Origin of the sequence: Glaciimonas sp. PAMC28666, from assembly GCF_016917355.1 — a bacterium.
Taxonomy (GTDB): Bacteria; Pseudomonadota; Gammaproteobacteria; order Burkholderiales; family Burkholderiaceae_D; genus Glaciimonas.
In genome coordinates, this window is record NZ_CP070304.1 from 646,697 (window position 1) to 669,611 (window position 22,915).

Annotated in this window: 17 protein-coding genes and 1 tRNA gene; 11 read left to right on the top strand and 7 right to left on the bottom strand. The window is 50.9% G+C overall.

Annotation, left to right across the window (positions count from 1 at the left end; all coding sequences use genetic code 11):
• Window positions 1-59 precede the first annotated feature (59 nt).
• From zwf (JQN73_RS02840) to JQN73_RS02860, 5 genes are all read left to right on the top strand, one after another.
• Entirely contained in the window at window positions 60-1,532 is a 1,473-nt protein-coding gene (gene zwf / locus JQN73_RS02840) for a glucose-6-phosphate dehydrogenase (protein WP_205321666.1), read from the top strand.
• Between the two features lie 14 nt (window positions 1,533-1,546).
• The gene (locus tag JQN73_RS02845) at window positions 1,547-2,401 is read left to right on the top strand and encodes an SIS domain-containing protein (protein ID WP_205323144.1); all 855 of its coding nucleotides are present in this window, start codon (window positions 1,547-1,549) and stop codon (window positions 2,399-2,401) included.
• A 155-nt stretch (window positions 2,402-2,556) separates the two neighbouring features.
• On the top strand, window positions 2,557-3,771 hold the full coding sequence (locus JQN73_RS02850) for an AGE family epimerase/isomerase (protein WP_205321667.1): 1,215 nt from the start codon (window positions 2,557-2,559) through the stop codon (window positions 3,769-3,771).
• Window positions 3,772-4,389: 618 nt separating this feature from the next.
• A complete protein-coding gene (locus JQN73_RS02855) occupies window positions 4,390-5,502 on the top strand; it encodes a porin (RefSeq protein WP_205321668.1) in 1,113 nt (370 codons plus the stop codon).
• A gap of 344 nt (window positions 5,503-5,846) precedes the next feature.
• Entirely contained in the window at window positions 5,847-6,377 is a 531-nt protein-coding gene (locus tag JQN73_RS02860; protein ID WP_205321669.1) for a cytochrome b, read from the top strand.
• Between the two features lie 95 nt (window positions 6,378-6,472).
• Here the strand turns inward: JQN73_RS02860 and JQN73_RS02865 are convergent, their stop codons facing one another.
• Both JQN73_RS02865 and zwf (JQN73_RS02870) read right to left on the bottom strand, forming a co-directional pair.
• Window positions 6,473-8,449, bottom strand: coding sequence for a glucokinase (locus JQN73_RS02865; RefSeq protein WP_205321670.1), 1,977 nt, complete (start codon window positions 8,447-8,449; stop codon window positions 6,473-6,475).
• Window positions 8,450-8,563: 114 nt separating this feature from the next.
• Complete coding sequence (gene zwf, locus JQN73_RS02870; RefSeq protein WP_205321672.1) at window positions 8,564-10,039, bottom strand: glucose-6-phosphate dehydrogenase; 1,476 nt, start codon at window positions 10,037-10,039, stop codon at window positions 8,564-8,566.
• A 414-nt stretch (window positions 10,040-10,453) separates the two neighbouring features.
• Between zwf (JQN73_RS02870) and JQN73_RS02875 the strand changes: the two genes are divergently transcribed.
• The 4 genes from JQN73_RS02875 to JQN73_RS02890 all read left to right on the top strand — a co-directional run bounded on the left by JQN73_RS02875 (window position 10,454) and on the right by JQN73_RS02890 (window position 15,142).
• The gene (locus tag JQN73_RS02875) at window positions 10,454-11,719 is read left to right on the top strand and encodes an ABC transporter substrate-binding protein (RefSeq protein ID WP_205321673.1); all 1,266 of its coding nucleotides are present in this window, start codon (window positions 10,454-10,456) and stop codon (window positions 11,717-11,719) included.
• A gap of 355 nt (window positions 11,720-12,074) precedes the next feature.
• Window positions 12,075-12,953: a carbohydrate ABC transporter permease gene (locus JQN73_RS02880; protein WP_240162517.1), complete on the top strand. Its 879-nt coding sequence runs from the start codon at window positions 12,075-12,077 to the stop codon at window positions 12,951-12,953.
• Between the two features lie 7 nt (window positions 12,954-12,960).
• On the top strand, window positions 12,961-13,860 hold the full coding sequence (locus JQN73_RS02885) for a carbohydrate ABC transporter permease (RefSeq protein WP_205323145.1): 900 nt from the start codon (window positions 12,961-12,963) through the stop codon (window positions 13,858-13,860).
• A gap of 124 nt (window positions 13,861-13,984) precedes the next feature.
• Complete coding sequence (locus JQN73_RS02890) at window positions 13,985-15,142, top strand: ABC transporter ATP-binding protein (protein ID WP_205321675.1); 1,158 nt, start codon at window positions 13,985-13,987, stop codon at window positions 15,140-15,142.
• A gap of 121 nt (window positions 15,143-15,263) precedes the next feature.
• On the opposite strand, the gene JQN73_RS02895 is transcribed toward JQN73_RS02890, so the two are convergent.
• Entirely contained in the window at window positions 15,264-16,877 is a 1,614-nt protein-coding gene (locus JQN73_RS02895; RefSeq protein ID WP_205321676.1) for a hypothetical protein, read from the bottom strand.
• An 817-nt stretch (window positions 16,878-17,694) separates the two neighbouring features.
• On the opposite strand from JQN73_RS02895, the gene JQN73_RS02900 reads away from it, so the two are divergent.
• The gene (locus JQN73_RS02900; RefSeq protein ID WP_205321677.1) at window positions 17,695-18,219 is read left to right on the top strand and encodes a hypothetical protein; all 525 of its coding nucleotides are present in this window, start codon (window positions 17,695-17,697) and stop codon (window positions 18,217-18,219) included.
• Window positions 18,185-18,799 carry a hypothetical protein gene (locus JQN73_RS02905; RefSeq protein WP_205321678.1) on the top strand — a complete coding sequence of 205 codons (615 nt, stop codon included), beginning with the start codon at window positions 18,185-18,187 and terminating at the stop codon, window positions 18,797-18,799. Before JQN73_RS02900 ends, JQN73_RS02905 begins: the two co-directional genes overlap by 35 nt.
• 78 nt (window positions 18,800-18,877) lie before the next feature.
• Here the strand turns inward: JQN73_RS02905 and JQN73_RS02910 are convergent.
• The 4 genes from JQN73_RS02910 to JQN73_RS02925 all read right to left on the bottom strand — a co-directional run bounded on the left by JQN73_RS02910 (window position 18,878) and on the right by JQN73_RS02925 (window position 22,479).
• Window positions 18,878-18,953: transfer RNA gene (locus tag JQN73_RS02910), tRNA-His, on the bottom strand.
• Window positions 18,954-19,075: 122 nt separating this feature from the next.
• Window positions 19,076-19,903 carry a glutamate racemase gene (murI, locus tag JQN73_RS02915; RefSeq protein WP_205321679.1) on the bottom strand — a complete coding sequence of 276 codons (828 nt, stop codon included), beginning with the start codon at window positions 19,901-19,903 and terminating at the stop codon, window positions 19,076-19,078.
• A 163-nt stretch (window positions 19,904-20,066) separates the two neighbouring features.
• Window positions 20,067-21,614: a fumarate hydratase gene (locus tag JQN73_RS02920; protein WP_205321680.1), complete on the bottom strand. Its 1,548-nt coding sequence runs from the start codon at window positions 21,612-21,614 to the stop codon at window positions 20,067-20,069.
• Between the two features lie 241 nt (window positions 21,615-21,855).
• Window positions 21,856-22,479, bottom strand: a complete 624-nt coding sequence (locus JQN73_RS02925) for a YqhA family protein (protein ID WP_205321681.1) — start codon at window positions 22,477-22,479, stop codon at window positions 21,856-21,858.
• Window positions 22,480-22,915: the final 436 nt, after the last annotated feature.

Consider the following 22,915-nt stretch of genomic DNA (forward strand, 5'->3'; position numbering starts at 1 on the left):
GTAATAAATGTCGCTCGCATCAATGCAGACTTTTTAAAGTAAACGGATAATCAAACATCATGGCTCTAGCAGAATTTGATCTGGCAATCTTTGGCGGCACCGGCGATCTGTCGATGCGTAAATTGTTACCGGCGATGTACTCACGCGATCGCGCGAACGACCTGCCGCCACATGCGCGCATTCTTTGCATCGGGCGACATGAATTGCTGAACGAAAGTTTCCTTCAGCAACTCGATAAAGAGGCTCGGCTGCATATTTCGATGGCCACGTTCGATCCAGTCATATGGGAACGCTTTTGCAAACGCATTCAATATGTCGCAATGGACGCAACCGATGCGAAATCGTATAAAGCGCTCGTGGCGGCGATGCGGCCCGATCCGAGCATCACTAATGTTTTTTATCTGGCGACTCCTCCAGCCCTGTTTTCCAAGATATGTCGCAATCTATCGACTTCCGGCCTGGCAACGCCAAACTCGCGCGTCGTACTGGAAAAACCCCTCGGCCGCGACCTGGCCAGCGCTAAACAGATTAACGCAGAGGTAGGCAAGATATTTTCCGAATCGCAAATTTTCCGAATCGACCATTATCTGGGCAAAGAAACGGTTCAAAACCTATTGGCGCTCCGCTTTGGTAACGTTCTGTTCGAGCCGTTATGGCGCCGCGAATGGATTTCCGACGTGCAGATCACCATCGCCGAAGAACTCGGCGTAGGCAATCGAATGGGCTACTACGAAAGCTCTGGTGCGTTACGTGACATGCTGCAAAACCATCTGCTGCAATTGTTATGCATCGTTGCGATGGAACCGCCGGTGTCAATCACGTCCGATGCAGTACGTGATGAAAAACTCAAAGTCCTGCGTTCGTTAAAACGCTTTACCCCTGTCAGCCTCGCGCAAAATGTCGTGCGTGGCCAATATCGTGCGGGGCATGTGAACGGGATTGCGGTGCCCGGTTACCGCAAAGAGCAGGATGCCGATCCGCATTCACGCACCGAAACCTTTGTTGCGATCAAAACCGAGGTCGATACCTGGCGCTGGGCAGGTGTGCCCTTTTATCTGCGCACAGGCAAACGGATGGCCGATTCGCTGGCAGAAATTGTTATTCGCTTCAAGAAAATTCCCCATTCAATTTTTACGCAGCCCAACAGCAGTTTTGAATCCAATTGCCTCGTCATCAGATTACAACCGGATGAAGGCTTGCATCTGAATCTGATGGCAAAAACCCCGGGCGACGGCATGCGTCTGAAGCCGGTTGAACTTGAGCTTAATTTCCGCGAAAGCTTTAAGGCACCGCGCATGGAAGCGTACGAACGGCTGCTGCTTGATGTGCTGCGTGGCCAATTGACATTATTCATGCGGAGCGACGAGCTCGAAGCCGCCTGGGAATGGGTAGAACCGATTCTTGACTATTGGGAACAGGAAGAGAACGAACCGATTCCGTATAGCGCAGGGACGTGGGGCCCAGCGGCCGCCAGCGCCTTGATCGGGCGCGACGGCTTGCAGTGGCGCGAAGAAGCACTGCCGGAAGTATAGGACGCGCCGTGGCAATGCTACTCGATGCGATTCGTACGCAAATGGATTTGCTATCAAAGTCTGAAAGAAAAGTCGCGCTGACCATTCTCGACAATCCGCAACTGGCATTGTCCGAAAATATCACAGCGCTGGCTAAAAACGCGTTGGTGTCAGAACCCACGGTGGTGCGTTTTTGCCGCGCTGTGGGATATGAAGGCTGGCATGATTTCAAACTGAAACTGGCGCAAAGTCTGGCTGTTGCCATGCCCGGTGCAAATGAAATGCTAGCACCCGATGACATCGCCGTCGACCTGGTCAACAAGATTTGCAGCCGCTCCATTAACACGCTGCTCGATTTACGCAATCACCTCAGCCCGGACGCTATTCAGCGTGCACTGGATGTCTTGCTGAAATCGAACAAGATTGAGTTCTACGGCCAGGGTACTTCCGGAATTGTTGCGGCAGATGCGCAGCACAAATTTTTTCGCTCCGGGGTCCCCACGGTCGCGTACTCCGATCCGCACATTCACAGCATTGCCGCTTCGTTGTTACAGCCGGGCGATACCGTGGTCGCGATCTCACAACGCGGTGGAAACGCGGCGTTACTGAGAAGTGTGCATCTGGCAAAAAAAAGCGGTGCCTCCATTATCGTCCTGGGACCTAGCGGAACCCCACTGGCTGAGCTGGCCACGGTATTAGTGCCAATTGATCTAAGTTTTAATACCGACCCCTATACGCCAATTTCGGCGCGGCTGGCCCATCTCGTGGTGATTGATATTCTGGCAGTGGGACTGGCTTTGAAGCGAGGGCCGGAATTTCGAAAGAAAATGCAAAATGCACAAAAAGCCTTGCAGCAATTTGATATGCAATTTGACTCTTTCATTCGTTGATTTATTCCTCATAACGAGCGCACGCAATGGCGATATGGAAATAAGTCGGGAGAAAATAAAGCTGAGCTGAGCTGAGCTGAGCTGATTCGATCCTGCATAAAGCATGCGGCAACTATCCAAATACAAAAAAAATCAAACGAAACGACACATCAAAAATGACGACGCGACTCACTGACTTCAAAAATCCGACGTTTTTGCATGAACAAATGCGCCGCGACATCGCTTTTTTTCACCCTCGTGCAATCGATCCGACAGGTGGCTTTTTCCATTACTTCAATGACGACGGTAGTGTTTACGATGCATCGAGCCGTCACCTGGTGAACAGCGCGCGCATGGTGTTCTGTTATGCCCTGGCATATCGTTTGGATGGAAAAGAAGAATATCGGGAGGCTGCGCGTCATGGATTGCATTTCCTCGAAGAAAAGCATAAACAACCGGAATATGGCGGCTATGCCTGGGTGCTGGAAAATGGTGTTCCCACCGACCGCACCCAACATTGTTATGGCCTGGCGTTCGTCCTGCTAGCCCACGCTCACGCATTACGAATTGGTATTACAGAAGCCGCAAATGGCGTGCGCACAACCTTTGCGCTGATGGAGCGATTGTTCTGGTCGGAGGCCGATGGCTTATATGCCGATGAAGCCACGCCAGACGGAGTGGTGTCCTCCTATCGTGGGCAGAACGCCAATATGCATACCTGTGAAGCGTTGATTGCAGCTTTCGAGGCAACGAACGAGCCACACTACCTCCATCGGGCGGAGCGTTTAGCCCACAATATGACTCAACGTCAGGCGGCACTCGGCGACGGCTGGATCTGGGAGCATTACCATGCCGACTGGAGTGTGGATTGGGAGTACAACCGCCACGACAGCAGTAATATGTTCAGACCTTGGGGCTATCAACCAGGCCATATGACCGAGTGGTCCAAGTTGTTGTTATTGCTAGATCGTCATAGCGAACATCTGCAACACAACAGCGATTGGCTCCTGGACCGCGCGCAAGCGTTGTTCGATGTGACGATGCCGCTCGCCTGGGACGCGCAATATGGTGGCCTGATGTATGGTCTGGCCCCGGATGGAAGCGCCTGCGATGATGATAAATACTTTTGGGTACAGGCAGAATCGCTGGCGACGGCAGCATTACTGGCCCAACGCACTGGCAATCAGGAATATTGGGATTGGTATAACAAGCTCTGGCAATACAGCGCTGCCCATTTGATCGATCAGCAGCGCGGTGGCTGGTACCGGATTTTGCGGCGCGACAATCGGCGCTACGGTCCAGAAAAGCCCCCTCATGGCAAAACCGACTTTTATCACCCAATGGGGGCGTATCTGGAATCGCTGTACGCCGTGGGCTGCGCGCTGGCATAAACGCTCTCTTCTCCACCGGACTGATAAATCTTCCTTTTGTGACACCTTTATGGGCGAGAGCAAAAAACGTCTGGTTTAAAGCGAGATCCACTGGCTGCATCCTCTTCAACCGTCGGATGGTTGCGATTCTTCCGGCTGTTTTGAGTGTCGATGCGGCGACGCGCGCCTGGCATGCGTGCGCCCTCCTTGTTGCGCAGCGTTGCACCTTCCAACTCTCTTCTCTCCCCTTGTGATCGGCAACTGAAAGCCCACGTTCATTCCCGAAATGCGAGGGCGATTCCTATCAAAATGTACTAAAGCTACTTGTAGTAAAAATACAAAATAATATCATTCATAAACAAATGGGCAAAAACTCCGCTCATTGATAACCTTTTCCCTCCCTGCGATCACTTTTATGGCATTTGTACACAGAACACCACTTAATATCTGCAGCTTTTTTGCAACACAAATATAGTAAAACTACATAAAACAAACAATTAAGATCCAAATCCGTTTAACATCATCTCAACAAATCAGATCTGGTATTGCAGCTTTTGCGATAACGAGATGAAAAAAATTTCGAGCAAAAAATGACTCGAAAAGCGGTGGTTCACACCATATTTTTACTTAGGAGATGAAATGAGCAAAACAGTTTTGAAAAGTCTGCGCGCGGGCTCCCGCCTGCCACTGGTAAAACCACTTGCAGCAGCAATCATTCTGGCCGCCACTTGCGCTGGCCAAGCACAAGCCCAAACCAACGTCACCATCTATGGTCGTGTGGATGCCGGTATCGACTACAACAGTAACCAGTACAACGCTTCCAACGGTCAACGCGGTGGCCAATGGGGCACTGGCGGCAATAGCTGGGGAACCAGTATGTTCGGTTTCAAAGGCACGGAAGATCTGGGCGGCGGGTTGAAAGCTATCTTCACTTTGGAAAACGGTTTTAACGCTGGTAACGGCGCCATCAACGGCAGCAGCCCAGGTGCCCCGGCCCAAATCTGGTCACGTCGTTCTTTTGTCGGTTTGTCGGGTGATTTCGGTACCGTCAAAATCGGTCGCGATTTGACTTTGCCAAGTGACATCGTCTGGAGCCTTGATCCAACCGGTCAGCAAAACTTAGGTTCCGCGACATTGGTAAAAGGTCGTAACTGGCCACAAACCAGCAATCAGGTTCAATACATCTCGCCAAGTTTTAACGGCTTCACAGCACAAGGCGCGTACGGTTTCGGCGAAGTTGCCGGTGCCAACAAACCTAACAGCAGTGGCGGTCTGGCGCTGTCATACGTCCAATCCAACTATTCTTTGATCGCCATGTATGACGTGGCCAATGATAACAAAGGTCAATATTCAACCTTATTTACAAACTCGAAAGAGCTGACATTAGGCGGAACGGTCAACATCGATAAATTGAAGTTGTACGCCGCGTACCAAAATCTTTCGGCTCCTCAGACTGTCACCGGTCCGAACAAAGCCAACCATTTCTGGGTCGGCGCGAACTACCAGTTGACCCCTGCATTGACTTTGATCGCAGCCGCTTATCACGTAAAACTGAACCAAAACGTTGGCAGTGCCAACCTGTTCATGCTGGGCACCAACTACAGTTTGTCGAAACGCACTCTGCTGTACGCAAGCATCGGTACAGTGCGTAACGGTTCGAACACGAACTTCCAGGTTGAGTCCGGCGACGGCACTGGTTTGACTGGTCAAAACCAAAACGCGTTTTACACGGGTGTCAGCCACTCGTTCTAAGCAATACCCGGGTAAGGTCGAAAGTCGTGTCGCTTGAGCTCGGCACGGCGGTCCACCTTATCTTGTAATTTTGCCGATTAGTGGCAGTAGCAAGACGTCCCTGGGTATCCCCCAGATTTTGCCCATTCGCTGAGTGGGCATTTTTTATGGGCAAACAACATTGTTGTTTTCCACCTTGCGACCATCGTCGCCCTTATTAACAACTTTTTGCGGACTTTGCTGTCATATCAGCAGAAAAAGCCTGGGCCTACATCACCCGGAGCTTCTATTTGTTTGCAACAAGTCCATAGCCTACCAATCAGGCCATGTCAGAAAAATTTTGAAATGATTTTTTGGATAACACTATGCGCACAGCGGTTGCTGATCACCGACGTTACTCCCGTCCCGCGGTTTACTTGCATTGGGCAATTTTTTTATTAGTCGCGACGGCTTATCTAGCGATCGAAATTCGTGGTCCGAAAGGAAGCGACTCAAGAATATTTTGGACCGCCACGCACCTATGGGCTGGCGTAAGCGTGCTGATTTTGTCGCTAATTCGTGTCGGCTGGCGTTTCTATCGGACACCGCCAGCGCCTGAGCCCGACAATGCGATCCTGATGGTGCTTGCAAAAGCGACGCACAGTTTGCTCTACATTTTTATCATTACGCAGCCCATCCTTGGAATCTTGATGATCAACCTCGGCGGCCATCCAGTGACGCTTGCAGGTCTCGGATCATTTACCGTGGTGGCGCCACATCACGATGCCGGCAAGGTCGTGAAATGGGTACACGAAACATTAGGGAATGTATTTTACTTCGTCATTGGGCTACACGCACTGGCTGCGCTTTTTCACCAATTTATCAAACGCGATAATGTCTTGCGCAGGATGTGGTGATCTGACGTCGGGCGGCTGGCGCGCCCGCAAATCCGCTCGAAGGAGCAATAAGCGCCGACTGCCGCCTGATGGCTTCTGATACTGTCATCACCTCTTTATTTTGTATGCGATATCAGGTTCGGTGTCGATGGCGAACTTTTCTCTGGCAATGACGAAGACGCTGCGTGAGTAGCTTCTTCCGCAGCGATTTTATCGCTGGTGCCATCACCCTCCATGGCTGCAGTGTGCGTCAGGATGCCGCGTTTAGCCTGTCTCTGTAGCTCCGCAAAAGGACTCGACCGATTCATCGAAACGCCCACCGCCAATACATCGATCAATAACAACAACAATATCCGCGAAACCATTGGAATATGCATGTTGCTCCCTTCGTCATGCTCCACCGCCAAGGTAAAGTCCGCCCGCTTCGCTAACTGGGAATTGCTGGGTGCGAGCGCGATGATGGTTGCGCCGGAGTTAACCGCAACTTCCACCGCCGGCGCCAGATGGCGCAAACGACCAGAGTTGGAGATAATCACCGCCACATCGGTGCTTTTCAGCAATGAGGCGGAAATCTCTTGCAGCTGAGGATCAGTATAGGCAGATGCTGGAATCCCCAAACGGAAAAACTTCTGCTGCGCATCCTCTGCAACCAATCCACAGCTGCCGAATCCATAGAATTCGATCCGCGAAGCCTGACTGAGAATATCAATAACTTTGGTCAAGGTGTCAGCATTAAGATTATCGCGCACCTCCATCATTGCCGAAATAGTATTGTCGACGACCTTCACGCCCACATCCAGCGATGAATCGCCAACGTGCACCTGGCTATGCGCAACCGGCACTGTTCCGGTCACACCGGATGCCAATTTCAACTTAAAATCGGCCAGGCCCTGACAACCCATCGTGCGACAAAAACGAATCACTGTGGGCTGACTGACCTCGGCACGGCGAGCGATTTCCGATATCGGTTCACTCATGACAGCACGGGGATGCGCCAGAATCAAACTGGCAACCTTCTGCTCAGCCGGTGAAAACTGGGATCGGGCCTTGCGAATTCTCTCCAGTATCGGTATTGCATTACCGCCGCCCAGATGCTCGGCTAAAATTGCGGCGACGCCGACAAAAGCAGGATAAGGTGCGGTGATAACAAATGTCGGAATCTTCGCCATGTATCCAGCGAACCGACCTTTACTTTCAAAGCGGGCGCGGAACGAGGAGTTCGCAAAATACTCGCCCAGGCGTGGCACTACGCCACCGCCTATATAAATACCGCCCAATGTTCCCAACGTGACGGCTACGTCAGCGGCAACTGTGCCCAACATGGCGCAAAAACAATCCAGTACTTCGCTACATAATTCATCAGTCCCACTTAATGCACGCTCAACGATCTGTGCTGTATGCAGCGGTTCCGGATTGACTATGCCGCGCAAATCTGCCAAAGCCATATAGGTGATTTCAATACCGGGGCCGGACACCAGGCGCTCAGCGGAAACGTGGGAATAGGTCCTGCGGCAATACTCCAGGATCGCCGCCTCACGTGCGTCACCGGGTGCAAAACTCACATGACCGCCTTCGCTACCCAGCGCAATCCAACGCCCTTCAGTGGGAATCAAGCCACCCACTCCCAATCCGGTACCAGCGCCGACCAGGCCAATGACACCACCAGCCAGTGGCTTCCCCCCACCAATTTGAACGCAATGAACATGCCCCAGATGCGGCAAAGCCATTGATAATGCGGTGAAATCATTCACCACCAACAGCGTGTCAAAATTCAGTCGGCGGCGTGTCGCTTCAATCGAAAAAGCCCAATGATGGTTAGTCATTTTTATTTCATCGCCATGCACCGGATTAGCCATGGCAATGGCGGCGTGGCGAACTTGCGACTGGGGATTCGAGGCCAGATAGGCCTCGACCGCGAGCGCAAATTCTGCATAATCGGCACAGCGCAAGGTCTGAATTGCCTCAATTTGGCCAGGCGAGCGCTCCAGCGCAAATCGCGCATTGGTGCCCCCGACGTCTGCCAACAGGCGCGGACCATCAAGATAGCCATCCGCCGAGATTAGGTTAACATTTGCGGCTGTAGATGAAGCCATAAATTAAAATTCTCACTCAAAACATTGATTAATCAACTCTAAAAATAATTTGACGATTGCTGCATTATCGCATGTCAAATTATCACATTAGCTATCCCCCAGGCCTTCCCAACTTTACCGATCCTCAGGCCATTGCGCTCCAGCGCGGGCCATCATCGCAAACGATGCGGTCGGGCCCCAGCTTCCCGCCATGTATGGCTTGGGCGGCGATGCGCTGGTTTGCCAGTGATGCAATAAGGGCTCTACCCACTTCCACGCTGCTTCTTGTTCGTCGCGTCGGACAAACAACGATAAATTACCCCGGATGGCATCCAGCAAAAGGCGTTCATAGGCTTCTGCCCGTCGTTGTTTAAAGGCTTGATCGAACGACAGATCCAATGCCACCGGCTGCATGATCATGCCATCACCGGGCTGCTTGGCCAGGCAATGTAATTGAATCGACTCATCCGGCTGCAAACGGATCACCAGGCGGTTACTGACGGTGCCGCTCGGACCGAACGGCATCGGTAGAATCGCATGCGGAACCGGCCTGAATGTAATGATAATTTCTGCAGCGCGATGCGCCAACCGCTTACCGGTACGCAGAAAAAATGGGACCCCGGCCCAACGCCAGTTATTAATCTCTGCGTGCAAGGCCACAAAGGTTTCCGTCTGAGAATGCGGGCCTATACCCGGCTCCTGCAAATAGCCCGGCACCGACTGATTGTTAACCGCACCTGCAACATATTGACCGCGCACCGCGCGCAGTTCAAGATCTTCCGCAGAAAATGGCCTCAGGGCGCGCAACACACGGACTTTTTCATCACGCACCGCATTTGCGTCAAAAGAGATCGGCGGCTCCATCGCCACCGTACACAATAACTGCAGCAAATGGTTTTGTACCATGTCGCGCATTGCACCGGTACCGTCGTAAAACTCACCGCGCCCTTCTACCCCCAGTTGCTCCGCAATCGTCAGTTGTACATGAGCGATGGATTCACGTCGCCATAACGGCTCGAACAAACTATTTGCAAAGCGCAATGCCAGCAAATTTTGCACCGATTCTTTGCCGAGATAATGATCGATACGATAAATTTGATCCTCCGAAAAAACCCGCGCAACCGCATCGTTAATAGCATGCGACGAACGCAAATCATGACCAAGCGGCTTTTCCAGCACGACACGCGCTAGCGCCAGATCGATCGTGCTGATAGCCAGATTGGCACAAATCCGTTCGAACAATAGTGGAGAAGTCGCCAGATAAAAAACCGACACAACCTTACTATCTGCCAATAGATCAGCCAAACGTTGATAGTCGGTCGGCTCGATCAAATCCAGCGCCAGGTAATCAATGCGGTCCAAAAAACTTTGCCACACCGCAACATCCGCATTGACTGACTCGCTGCCTTTTACATATTGGATCGCGTGTTCGCTCACCCACTCCTGATAATCTGTTCGGCTAAAAGACTGTTTTGATACACAGATAATCCGTCCGGTCTCATGCAACTTAGCATCCCGATGGGCGACAAAAAGCGCCGGAAGAATCTTCCGCATCGCCAGGTCGCCAGTCGCACCGAACAGGACAAAAATAAAGGGAGGTTGGGTATTCATCACTTTTTTGTATTAAATAAAAACTTATATTGCAATATTAATGTAGCATTACTACAATTACAAGCGGTGAAAGCGATGATTTATCTAAGCTGTCGGATAAAATCGACTTTCCCTGTAGTTTTACTAGCTGGCTTCTAACGGCAAGATGAATGTACGACAAAAACAAACCGTACGCTGCTGTGCCCTGAGAAAAATTGTATAAATTACAAAATAACAACAAAAATGATCCAATCGATGATTGCCAGGCGATACGTAATAGCCACAAGGCAGCAATCAGTGATGTTTGAAACAAAGGTGCAGACCATTGCATCGATAGTGGAAAAGGTGTTTTTCAGGTTGTGCGAGCAATCAACTAAGCCAGCGGTCAGGCTTAAAAATGAAAATACGTTATTAGCGTTTTAACAGGAGACAAGTATGAAACTGCAGCAACTTATTAAAGCCACAATGGTAACCACGGTCACAGCAACGGCATTAATGGCAGCATCCGCGCCGGCAAACGCCACGCAAGTTGAAGTGCTGCATTATTGGACTTCCGGCGGCGAAGCCAAATCGGTGGCCGAGCTGAAAAAAATCATGGAAGCCAAGGGTATTACCTGGAAAGACTTTGCGGTCGCTGGCGGTGCCGGGGAAAACGCGACAACGGCGCTAAAAGCGCGCGTCATCGCCGGTAGCCCTCCAACTGCCGCACAGATCAAAGGTCCATCTATTCAGGAATGGGGCCAGGAAGGCGTGCTGGCGAACATTGACGCCGCTGCCACGCCAGGCAAATGGGATTCGCTGCTGCCGAAGGTAGTTTCCGACACCATGAAATATCAAGGTCATTATGTCGCTGCGCCGGTCAACGTCCATCGCGTTAACTGGCTTTGGATCAACCCTGAAGTGTTGAAAAAAGCGGGCGCCAAAACACCCACCACCTGGCCAGAGTTTTTTGATGCAGCAGACAAGATACAAAAAGCAGGTTTTATCGCAATCGCACATGGCGGACAGCCATGGCAAGATGCCACGGTCTTTGAAACAACAGCACTGGGCGTCGGCGGTGCAGAGTTTTATAACAAAGCACTCGTAAAACTGGACCAGAAGACGCTGACCGGTCCGACCATGATCAAGACTTTTGATACGCTCGGGAAAATCAAAACCTACATCGATAAAAACTCCCCGGGACGTGACTGGAATCTGGCCACCGCGATGGTCATCAATGGCAAAGCCGGTATGCAGTTCATGGGCGACTGGGCCAAGGGTGAGTTCACCGCTGCGGGTAAACAACCTGGCAAAGATTTCCTCTGCGTGCCAGCGCCGGGCACAGCCGGATCATATACTTACAACATCGATTCAATTGCCATGTTCAAAGTAAAAGATCCTGCTGAACAAAAAGCACAGTTGGTGCTGGCAACGGCAATCATGAGCCCGGAATTTCAGGAAATCTTTAACCTGAACAAGGGATCAATTCCAGTACGTCCTGATATTTCACGTGCCAAGTTCGACAGTTGCGCGATTGAATCGATGAACGACATGGCTGCCGCAAGCAAAGCTAATACTTTGGAACCAAGTATGGCGCATGGTATGGCGGTCAGCTCTGCCGTGCAAGGTGCGATGCTGGATGTCATTTCCAAGTTCATGAACTCCAACATGACGTCACAAGCAGCAACGATAGCGTTGGCGAAAGCAGCAAAGACTAAATAATTTTAGCTTTTGCGCAGATTAACCATCAAAACGTACATATACATAAGCTCGCGCATGAAGCTGACCAACAGGTCAGCGCACTAGTGAAGTAAAAAAGTATGTAATAAGTAGGTAAATAAAAAATCGGATGTCGTTACCCGCAACACGCGCGTACCGACATCCGCCCGGTCTCGGGTCTGATTCCTTTGCACTGGCAACAATGGCAACACTGACAACGCTGGCAAAGGCATCAGCACTGAGCTTGGCTATGATCCTGCCTCAGGAGATTCGCATGTCCGATCAAACCCTCCCCGCTTCGACATTACACACCGGGAGCATTCGCAAATCATCAAAAAATCTAGCACCGCGAGGGCGTATCGCCGCCTTCGCCGATAGTTGGCTCCCGCGCCTGGTGTTGGCGCCGACAATTATTATTTCACTCGTGTTCGTCTACGGATTCATTGCACAGACCGGATGGTTATCACTAACCGACTCGCGCATGATGCCGAACTACACATTGGTTGGATTTCACCAATACGCCGATTTATTCGGTCTGGATCGCTGGTGGGTCGCGGCAACCAATCTCGGCATATTCGGTGGATTATTTATTGTATTCTGCCTTGCGATCGGCCTGATCATGGCGATTTTTCTTGACCAGAAAATCCGTGGTGAAGGCGCATTACGAGCCATTTATCTGTATCCGATGGCCCTGTCGTTCATCGTCACCGGTGCGGCATGGAAATGGATACTGAATCCCGGACTTGGTCTGGAAAAAATGATGCACGACTGGGGCTTCGCCCATTTCACGTTTGACTGGCTGGTGAATTCCGACTTCTCGATTTATACGGTGGTGATTGCGGGGGTCTGGCAGTCATCCGGTTTTGTGATGGCGCTGTTCCTGGCCGGATTACGCGGCATTGACGACAGCGTTATCAAGGCAGCACAGGTCGACGGGGCAAGTTTGCCCACGATCTATCGACGCATCGTTATTCCCGCTTTGCGTCCAGTATTTTTTAGTGCCTTGCTGATATTGGCGCATATTGCTATCAAGAGCTTCGATCTGGTGATGGCGTTGACTGCTGGCGGCCCGGGTACTTCATCCGATGTGCCCGCAATCTTTATGTACCAATATTCGTTCTCTCGCGGGCAACTGGGTTTAGGTGCAGCGTCGGCGATGATGATGCTGGCAACGGTGATGGCGGTATTGGTGCCGTTGATGTACCTGGAAACCAAAGGAGCGCGCAATGGCCGCTAACCCTATGATGAGCAACAATAAAAAAAGCAACGGCAGTACCATTCATCACGATGGTTCCAAGCTGACAGTCGGTCGTATCGCCATCTATGTGTTGCTGGTGTTCTGCGCACTTTATTATTTGATACCGCTGTATGTCATGCTCAGCACTTCCGTCAAAACATTAGACGAAATTCGCACCGGAAATCTGCTGTCGCTACCGCACTCTCTCACTGGCGCGGCATGGGTAAAAGCCTGGGGTCACGCGTGTACCGGCGTTGATTGCGACGGGTTGGCACCCTATTTTTGGAACTCGCTCAGGATGGCGATTCCAGCGGTACTAATCTCAACGCTGATCGGCTCCCTGAACGGCTACGTGCTGGCACATTGGCGCTTCCGCGGATCTGAGATTGTATTCACTGCCCTGATGGTCGGTTGCTTCATCCCGTTCCAGGTCGTGATCCTGCCGATGGCGCGGTTGCTAGGGATGGTTAATTTATCCAATACCACTCCCGGCCTCATTTTTGTCCATATCGTGTACGGCATCGCCTTCACCACGTTGTTCTTCCGTAATTACTACATCACGGTCCCTGAGGAATTGGTCAAGGCAGCACGCATTGATGGTGCGGGTTTCTTCATGACCTATCGCAAAATCATTTTCCCGCTGTCGCTACCAATTTTTATGGTTTGCTTCATTTGGCAATTTACGCAAATCTGGAATGACTTTTTGTTCGGTGTCGTGTTTGGCGGTTCCGATGCAAAGCCGGTAACGGTAGCGCTGAATAATCTTGTCAACACTTCGACCGGAGTCACCGAATACAACGTCAATATGGCGGCCGCTATCATTGCCGCACTGCCGACTCTGGTGGTCTATTTGCTGGCCGGTAAATATTTTGTGCGCGGTCTCACCGCTGGCGCGGTCAAGGGCTGATACAGACCTACAACGAGTAATGCAGCAGCGATAAAACAAACACAAACGGGTGGCATTCACCCTTTTATTTGCTACAGCCGAACAGTGTATCGGCTGTAAAGATCGATCAAGAGACGGAGTAAAGATGGCTAGTTTATCAATTCGCAATGTGCGCAAAGTGTATCCGAACGGCAACGAAGTTTTAAAGGGTATCGATCTCGAGATCGCGGATGGTGAGTTTTTGATTTTAGTCGGCGGTTCGGGCTGCGGCAAATCGACCCTGCTGAACATGATCGCCGGTCTTGAGACTGTTTCCGAAGGCGAGATCATGATCGGTGACCGGGTAGTCAACGACATCCCTCCCAAAGCCCGCGATATCGCCATGGTGTTTCAGTCATACGCCTTGTACCCTACCATGACGGTGCGCGAAAATATTTCATTCGGCCTCGGCATTCGTAAAGTGCCCAAAGCCGAGCAGAAAAAAATCGTAGACCGCGTCGCACAAACCTTGCAAATCACGCACCTGCTGGACAGCAAGCCGGCACTCCTCTCCGGTGGTCAGCGGCAACGCGTAGCCATGGGACGCGCGATTGCCCGTGACCCATCGCTATTTTTGTTTGATGAACCGCTATCCAATCTCGACGCCAAACTACGCGTAGAAATGCGCGCAGAAATCAAGCTGTTGCACCAACGTCTGGGCAGCACTATCGTCTACGTTACCCATGATCAGATCGAGGCAATGACGTTGGGCGACAAGATTGCTGTCATGAAAGACGGCGTGGTGCAACAATTCGGCAGCCCCCAAGACATTTATGACAATCCTCAAAATTTGTTTGTGGCTGGCTTTATCGGCTCACCTTCAATGAACTTTTTGCGAGGCAAACTGGTGTCGCACGGCACCAATGGAGGCGCTGCCTTCAATTTGGAACATGGTGGACAAACCACCTTGGTTCCGCTACCTTCGACTACCGCAGCGACATCAGCAATTGCCGGTTGGATTGGCCGCGAGATCATTCTCGGAATTCGACCAGAGCACGTTACAGATGCCCTCAGCGCCCGTGGCGCAGAAACTGGCGACGCGGTGTCGCAAGATGACTATCGCCCTAGCGAGGTCTCCTGCATCATTGAAATGACCGAACCAACTGGTCCGGATACACTCGTATTTACCTATTTCAACGGCGCACGCATGACCTGCCGCACCCATCCCCGCGCCGCTGCCAGGCCAAAGGAGCAGATGCAATTGGCTTTCGACTTGTCAAAGGCGGTATTTTTTGATCCGGCGTCGGAGCAACGCATCAGCTAGCGTAACAGGCCCACCTGGTCATGTCACACATGACTAGGAAAATTGAAACAAATGCAATAGGTGATAGCTAGAGGCGACTTATTGGGGTTAGTACTTCACGCCCAACTCATTACGCTGACTATTAAAGCCGCGTATTTTCGGAACCGCTGCTAGCGCTAGAACGCGTGGACGCAACGCTGTTTCGCTGTTCGAACGCCGATGCGCCTGCTTCCTCCGGCTGATCGACAATTGGGCTCATCTCAATATCCACTCCAGCATTTATTTCCGGCACCTGCTCAAGGTCGGAACCTGACACAGCAAACTCGGAATTTGTTACCACAGTAATAGCCCTAATGTCCGCATCTGGATCGGCTCTAGCGGACGTGACCGCTGCATTGAGCCGGTTCATACTTCTGACATTTACCCTGAAATCGCCTGCGAGCGCATCGCTACTTCCGGCACCACAATCGACGCCGACTGTCAGCCCCTCAAATATATTAACGATTTTTGTTGGTGGCAAAATACCCAAAGCGGTGGTCATCTTTCCCCCCATGAAGCAGCCGGCAATGGTAGCAGCGAGTATGAGTGGAATACTGGGACTGCCGACGACAAATGGAGACAATGGAGACATTACCCCGGCTAAAATTCCCGCCACAGCAATTCCAGCACCACCTTGAATCGCAACATGCCCTCCTGCCGCCACGAGGCCATCGAGAGTACACGCGAAAAAACGCTGCTGGACAAAATCACCACCTAAAGTAACTTGCTCACTGGACAGCACGTTTTCATGGATTTGATTCTGCGACAAACTTCCTTCAGCCCGTTGAACCGATTCAAAAAAAATAGACAGATTAGCTAGCGAAAAGGACAATAATTCCCCGCCTTCGTTCCGCCCCAATTTGTAATCAAATCCAAATTGTTCTATGTCTGCAGCATACATGCTTGCCTTCGAATCCTCCCCCACGCTTGCTCCCCAGCCAGTTTCAAAATGGCTTAGAATTTGAAGATGTGCATCCATGTTCATTTCCAGGCCAGCCAGGCATCTACTCAACGCAAGGGACGGAATAACCGTTTGAATTTGCAGCCCCGCCCTTGCTGACACCCCAGGTAATTCCGGCACGTCTGCGCCTAACGCCACCCGTTGCATGAACAGTGGCGTGCGTATTGCCGTTGCTGCCTTGAGTATCTGAAGAAAAATGCGCGTATCCGAACTCATCTTTGTATCCGCCATTTTGGCGTCGTATTCACCGCTCAATCTTTCCAACAATGCGGGGTCTGTGTTCGCGGTCCGCGCTGTTTGGTAGCTGGTAAGGGCTTTACAAAGTGCATCAACTGTCTGGCGCTCGTTGCGCTTGTCCAAATCCGCTCTGACCAAAAAAACGTTTTGTTCTCCCGCCTTGATTTGTTTATTGATCTGCTCCGCAGCCTTTTCCTGAAGAGTGTCAATAAAGTCGGCAGGCGACTGCAGTATCAATAACATTGCTTGCTTACAGCAGCTCAATGAAGCAATTTCCTCGGCGGGAAGAGCGATCTCTCTCACGTCACCACACAAGACAATCGTATCATCATGCAATGCATCCGGTGACGGTGCAACGGACGTGAGATGTTCCGGAAATTTAAGCCGACTAAGCGGCTGCTGTTGTACGACAGGACTTACATTTACCATTTTTTTCTCTTTCACTTTAGCGACGCGCTGTTCCCGCCCAAGGGACGACGTGTTGCTGACCCCGGCTATCAACGCGTCCAAAACGGCCATCAATGAAAAAATGCGTCCAACACGTCGATAGCAAAAAAATTCTATCGAAGCCCTTAGTAAGAGTTGACTGAACAAAGTTTCAGTCCGCGATTGGTTAATGATAAGTCTGCCTGCGTTCCTCTCGACGTTCGAGGGAATTACTTATACTGGGCAGTCTTGATGATCGTGATGCAAGCAACAAACTTTTCTTCCGGACCTACCTCGAGCGGGCCAGCCTGACCTTCGCTTTAGCGACCCGAGCAGCGGAAGAAAATAACAATTTCCTGATTTTACTCAAAAGTATGGAATCAATTTTTGATCACTAACCAACTTCAATGACATCAGTGGCTGCCAACTGATCATAATAAATAGTTAGGAAGTCCTGCCCATTCCGGTCGCAGCCCGCTGAAAGATGGGTCAGCAACGCCAGTATTCACCGCCGCACCAACGCTAGCAAAGCCTCTGTCCATTCGTAATATTTCAACTATAGCGGCTACTCATTTTGCGAGCTTGCCAGCGATTCCGCTTATTCAAATGGTCCGCGAAATCGAAGCTGCGCATGGAATTTTCGATACCCAGGTGCCGAAATGAGCGCAACGGATCATTTCCATAATATGTATATGAGCACCTCTCAATTAGCAGCTCTAATCGATTTTGCACCAACTAGCTACAAATGCTTGAAACGGTGCAGGGACCGCAATGGATGGCCTTACGCCATCGGAAGGAACGGACACCCTAAGGTCAGCACTGCGTATCATGAAGCCCGGCTGACTGGGATTGCCAGCCAAGCCACCAAGGCAACTCTGGCTGAGCAAGAACCTAACTTAGAGACGTTTCGATGATAGGCCGACGCAAGTCACCAGACGGTTTGCCTTTCCGGTTGTATAAGCGCGAGGGTAAATTCAAGGTCAGTTACTGGTACAAATTTCCCGCTGGGACTTGGGCTTTTTGCATTTCGGCGCAAGCTAATAACCCGGCTGCGGTAGCAGAGATTCAGCAAGCACAAGAACTAAACGGCGACACGGTTAAGTCTGGCACCGTAGCGGACTTGATCGGGCGTTACTTCACCTGGCAAAAAGCATTAAAGCTTACTGATGCTAAGCGCAAGGCGGCGTCCACCCTCGTGGAAAACAAAGTCGAAGCGAAGCAATTGATTTCAACGTTCGGAGCGATGCTTCCACCTTTCGTTAAGCCGAAACATGTGTACGCCCATTTAGCGGGACGTGCGAATAAAGGCGCTCCGGCCAAGGCAAATAAGGAAGTGGCTTTGCTATCCGCAATATTGGAATATGGCCGCACCAAGGGCGAACTGGAGACCAACCCTTGCCGTGGCATTAAGTACCCCCCCACGGCCCAGCAATAAGTACGTCACCTCGGAAGATCTGGATTATGCGATGGCTGAAGCAAGGGTAAGGGGCGGCAGTTATCTGATTTTGGCACTGTGGGTCTACACCGCCTATTTGACGGCTAGCCGCCCAATCGAAGTACGTAACCTCACCCGCGAAGACATACGCGAGGGTCACGGTGTAGAAATCCCGATTGGAAAGCGGCGGGCCACGCAAGTTGCAAAGCGCAAACTGATCGAGTGGCCCCCAAAACTGAAAGCCACTATCGACGAAGCCAAGGCGTTACAGCGCACCGGTTCACCGTTAATTTTTGGTAACTCTTCAGGGCAGTTTTTGTATACGCGCAATGGATGGACGACCATATGGACCAGATTAATGGTCTACTGTGAGGCTAAAGCCAAGCTGGAAGGTGTGACGTTCGAACGCTTTGTTTTACGCCGCATGCAACCGAAAGCGGTGACGGCACGGAAGACGCGGGGAGACTTGAATATTTTCGATGCCACCGGCCGTGCGGACGAGCGGATGATCCATCAGGACTATGACCGCCGCACAATTAAGCGGTCCACTTCGACCGAAGAGAGAACATTTTTAAAATGATCTTCCTAAATGGGGGAACTTCATCTTCCTAAAAAAGCAAAAAGCCCACTAAAAAGTGGGCTAAGTGCTTGATTTTATTGGGGTGGCTGATGGGGCTCGAACCCACGACAACAGGAATCACAATCCTGGACTCTACCAACTGAGCTACAGCCACCACTGTCTTACTATTTATGTCCTGTCTTCATGACCAGAACAGCTCGCTATTATACAAACTAAAATTCGCTCTGGCAATTCAAAAATATGAAAATGTGACGATTAATAGCGTTATTCTTTTCGTCATAACTCCGCCACGACCTGAAAGACCTCGGTTTGCCATCCAAGCAAAGCAAAAATGGTGTTTTTTAGCACGATGGGATTACCGGTGGTGAATGCGGTTAGTCTGCCTGCCCGCTCATCGATCCGGCATATCTCGACTTCAGCGAGTATCCGCATCAATTGCTTCGCTACTGCATCGCCGGTATCGATGATGGTTATCGGTGCCGATGACAGCTGCCTAAGCGTTTTTTCGATCATTGGTCGCACGAACGGATAATGGGTGCAGCCCAGCACCAACGTATCTACGTTTTGAGGGATCAAAGGCGCGATATAGCGATGTATCAATATTTCCGTTGCGTCAGTATCCAGCTCGCCTTTTTCTATCTGATCGGCTAACCCCACACATGCTTGCAACGCAAACTGCACACCCGCAGATGTGGCAATTTTTCCAGATAATGTGTTGAAGCTGGCGCTGGACAGCGTACCCTTGGTAGCTAGAACACCGATAATTTTCGTGCGCGTATGCAGCGCCGCGGGCTTTAGACCCGGCTCGATACCCACCACAGCCAGGCTGGGATAAGCGCTTCGTATCGCTTTGATCGCGGCAGCAGTTGCCGTATTGCAGGCGACAACTAACGCTTTTGCATTTTGTTCTAGTAGGAATTTGGCGATTGCCAGCGACCGTTCCAAAATCGCTTGCTCAGTTTTATCGCCATACGGCACGTGTGCAGAGTCCGCAAAGTACAGCAGGTTCTCCGTCGGCAGCGCATCACGGATGTGGCGAAGGACAGACAAACCGCCGACACCGGAGTCAAAAATGCCGATAGGCCCTTCTTTTTCCATCGGCATTCTGCCCCCCTATCCTATTCGTAAGTACGTGGTTCAGAAGGTTAGCGTCTGCGGACTCGTAACCGGAATATCCTCGCAGTTGCGGAACGAAACTGCGGGCAAAGAATACGACAAAGCCCTTCCCTACCGATAGCGTAGAAAACGGCCTGTCGCAAATTCACCGTCAGGCCGTAGTCACCGGAATGTTCGCCAGCGACGCCGATTGTATCTTTGCCTGCCATTCTTTCGGTCCGGTATTGTGGACCGAAATACCGTTCGAATCGACGGCCACTGTCACTGGCATATCCTTGACATCAAACTCGTAAATCGCCTCCATCCCCATGTCTTCAAAACCTAGAACACGTGCCGATTTAATCGCCTTCGATACCAGGTATGCCGCACCGCCAACCGCCATCAGATAAGCCGACTTGTGTTTCTTGATCGATGCAATGGTTTCTGGGCCTCGTTCGGCCTTGCCAATCATCGATATCAAACCAGTTTGTTCGAGCATCATGTCGGTGAACTTATCCATCCGCGTCGCCGTAGTCGGGCCTGCAGGGCCAACCGCTTCATCGCGGACCGGATCAACCGGGCCAACGTAATAGATGACACGATTGGTGAAGTCGACCGGCAGTTTTTCGCCGCGGGCCAGCATCTCCTGAATCCGCTTATGCGCCGCGTCACGACCGGTCAGCATTTTTCCATTTAGCAGCAGGGTCTGACCCGGCTTCCAGGAGGCCACTTCTTCTTTCGTCAGCGTATCGAGATTGACCGATTTGGATCGTTCAGTGTCCGGGGTCCAGTGGACTTCTGGCCAGTCTGACAGCGACGGCGGCTCCATGAACGAAGGACCGGAACCATCCAGCACAAAATGTCCGTGACGCGTCGCAGCACAGTTAGGAATCATCGCAACCGGTTTCGATGCCGCATGCGTCGGATGCATCATGATCTTGACGTCCAGCACGGTGGTTAAACCGCCGAGTCCCTGCGCGCCGATACCAAGCGCATTCACTTTCTGGAATAACTCGATGCGCAATTCTTCGGTTTTGTTTTGTGGGCCGCGCTTGAGCAGATCGTACATGTCGATGTCTTCCATCAACACCTGCTTTGCCATCAGCATCGCACGTTCTGCGGTGCCGCCGATACCAATTCCCAGCATCCCCGGAGGACACCAGCCTGCGCCCATGGTCGGAACAGTTTTCATGACCCAATCCACCAGCGAATCGGAGGGATTGAGCATTACGAACTTGGTCTTGTTTTCAGAGCCGCCGCCTTTTGCAGCGATCTGAACGTCTATCGTATTGCCCTGAACCAGCTCCATATGTACGACGGCTGGCGTATTGTCTTTGGTGTTCTTGCGTTCGAAATGCGGGTCGGCCACGATGGATGCGCGCAACACGTTGTCCGGGTGCAGATAACCGCGACGCACGCCTTCATTGACCGCATCGGTAATCGTGCCCTTGAAGCCTTCAAAGCGCACATCCATACCGATCTTCAAGAAAACATTCACGATTCCGGTATCCTGACAGATCGGACGCTTGCCTTCGGCACAAATGCGTGAATTGGTTAAAATTTGCGCGATGGCATCCTTTGCCGCCGGGCCTTGCTCCGCCTCGTAAGCGCGCGCCAGATGCTGAATGTAATCTGCTGGGTGATAGTAGCTGATGTATTGCAATGCGGCAGCTACCGATTCGATGAGATCTTCTTGCTTAATTGTGGTCGGAGTAGTCATAGCGTATCTCTGTAAATCCTCGGGAAAGGTCTCAGTAAAATTAACAAACAATAAATCGAATCTGCAATTAGCTGCTGCCTATATTGGCGCGCTACTTTTTAAGAACTTTAATACTGAACATCCACGCCGGGCATTCGCATAAGAACTTACGTGCCGATTGGTGCTGGCTATTTCGCCTCAGTTGGAACCTTTGATATCAGGTCGAAAAGAAGCCAAAAATCAACCAACATTCAAGCCTATCTTAATGCCCATCGCCCTGCATCCGCTGGCTCTGTTGGGTCGCGGTCATAATCCGATCACACCACGCAATCGCCAGAGCTGACAACAGGAACGTTATATGGATGCCGGTCTGCGCCAATAATGTCTTCGTATCGTAAGCACTCGCGTTAATAAACGTTTTCAGTAAATGGATGGAAGAAATCCCAATGATTGCCATCGCCAGCTTAACCTTCAAGACCGATGCATTAACGTGCGATAGCCACTCCGGTTGATCAGGATGGTCTTCAAGATTCATGCGTGACACAAAAGTTTCGTATCCGCCTACGATCACCATAATCAACAGATTGGAAATCATCACCACATCGATGAGACCCAAAGTCACCAGCATGATGGTCGATTCGGTCAGCTTGGTCGGGCGTATCGCGCCATCGATGGTAACCGCGTCAAGGATATGCTGCAGCGAAGACGCATTACCGAAGATGGCCCCGATCAAATCAGATAATTCAACCCAAAAATGGAACACATACACGCATTGCGCCAGAATCAGTCCCAAATACAGCGGCAATTGCAGCCAGCGGCTCATAAAAATGATGTTCGGGAGGGTGCCAATCGGCTTTTTTACTGCGGGCGTTGAATTGTTGATCATGGTGTTCTGAAGTGTGAAAAGTGCGACTGCGCTATTTTACACGTCCTGCGTGACCAAAATAGGACTAAGGCGGGTTTGCCGAAACTGCTGACTAAAAACCGTTTAAACGCCCACATCAATGCGCTGTTTTCGTCCCCGTTTAAGGCTACACTTAGCGTAATCTATTGGGTCAAAACCATTGTTTATTGTCAAATTGGAATGCAAAAATCTATTATTTCTCTAAAGAAATTTAATGACTGCTTTTGTAATATTTTTAATCTCGCTTTAAATACTGTTGATAGCTTGGATTGATGATCAAAGTAGATAAACGCAGCGGATATCCGTACTGCCAGGCACCCAGCAAATGTAACCAAAGACCTTATGTAAGGCTTGAGTAAGAGTAAAAGCCTACTTTCTGACATCAATTATTTCACCCTATTTCTAATAGCAGGAGACG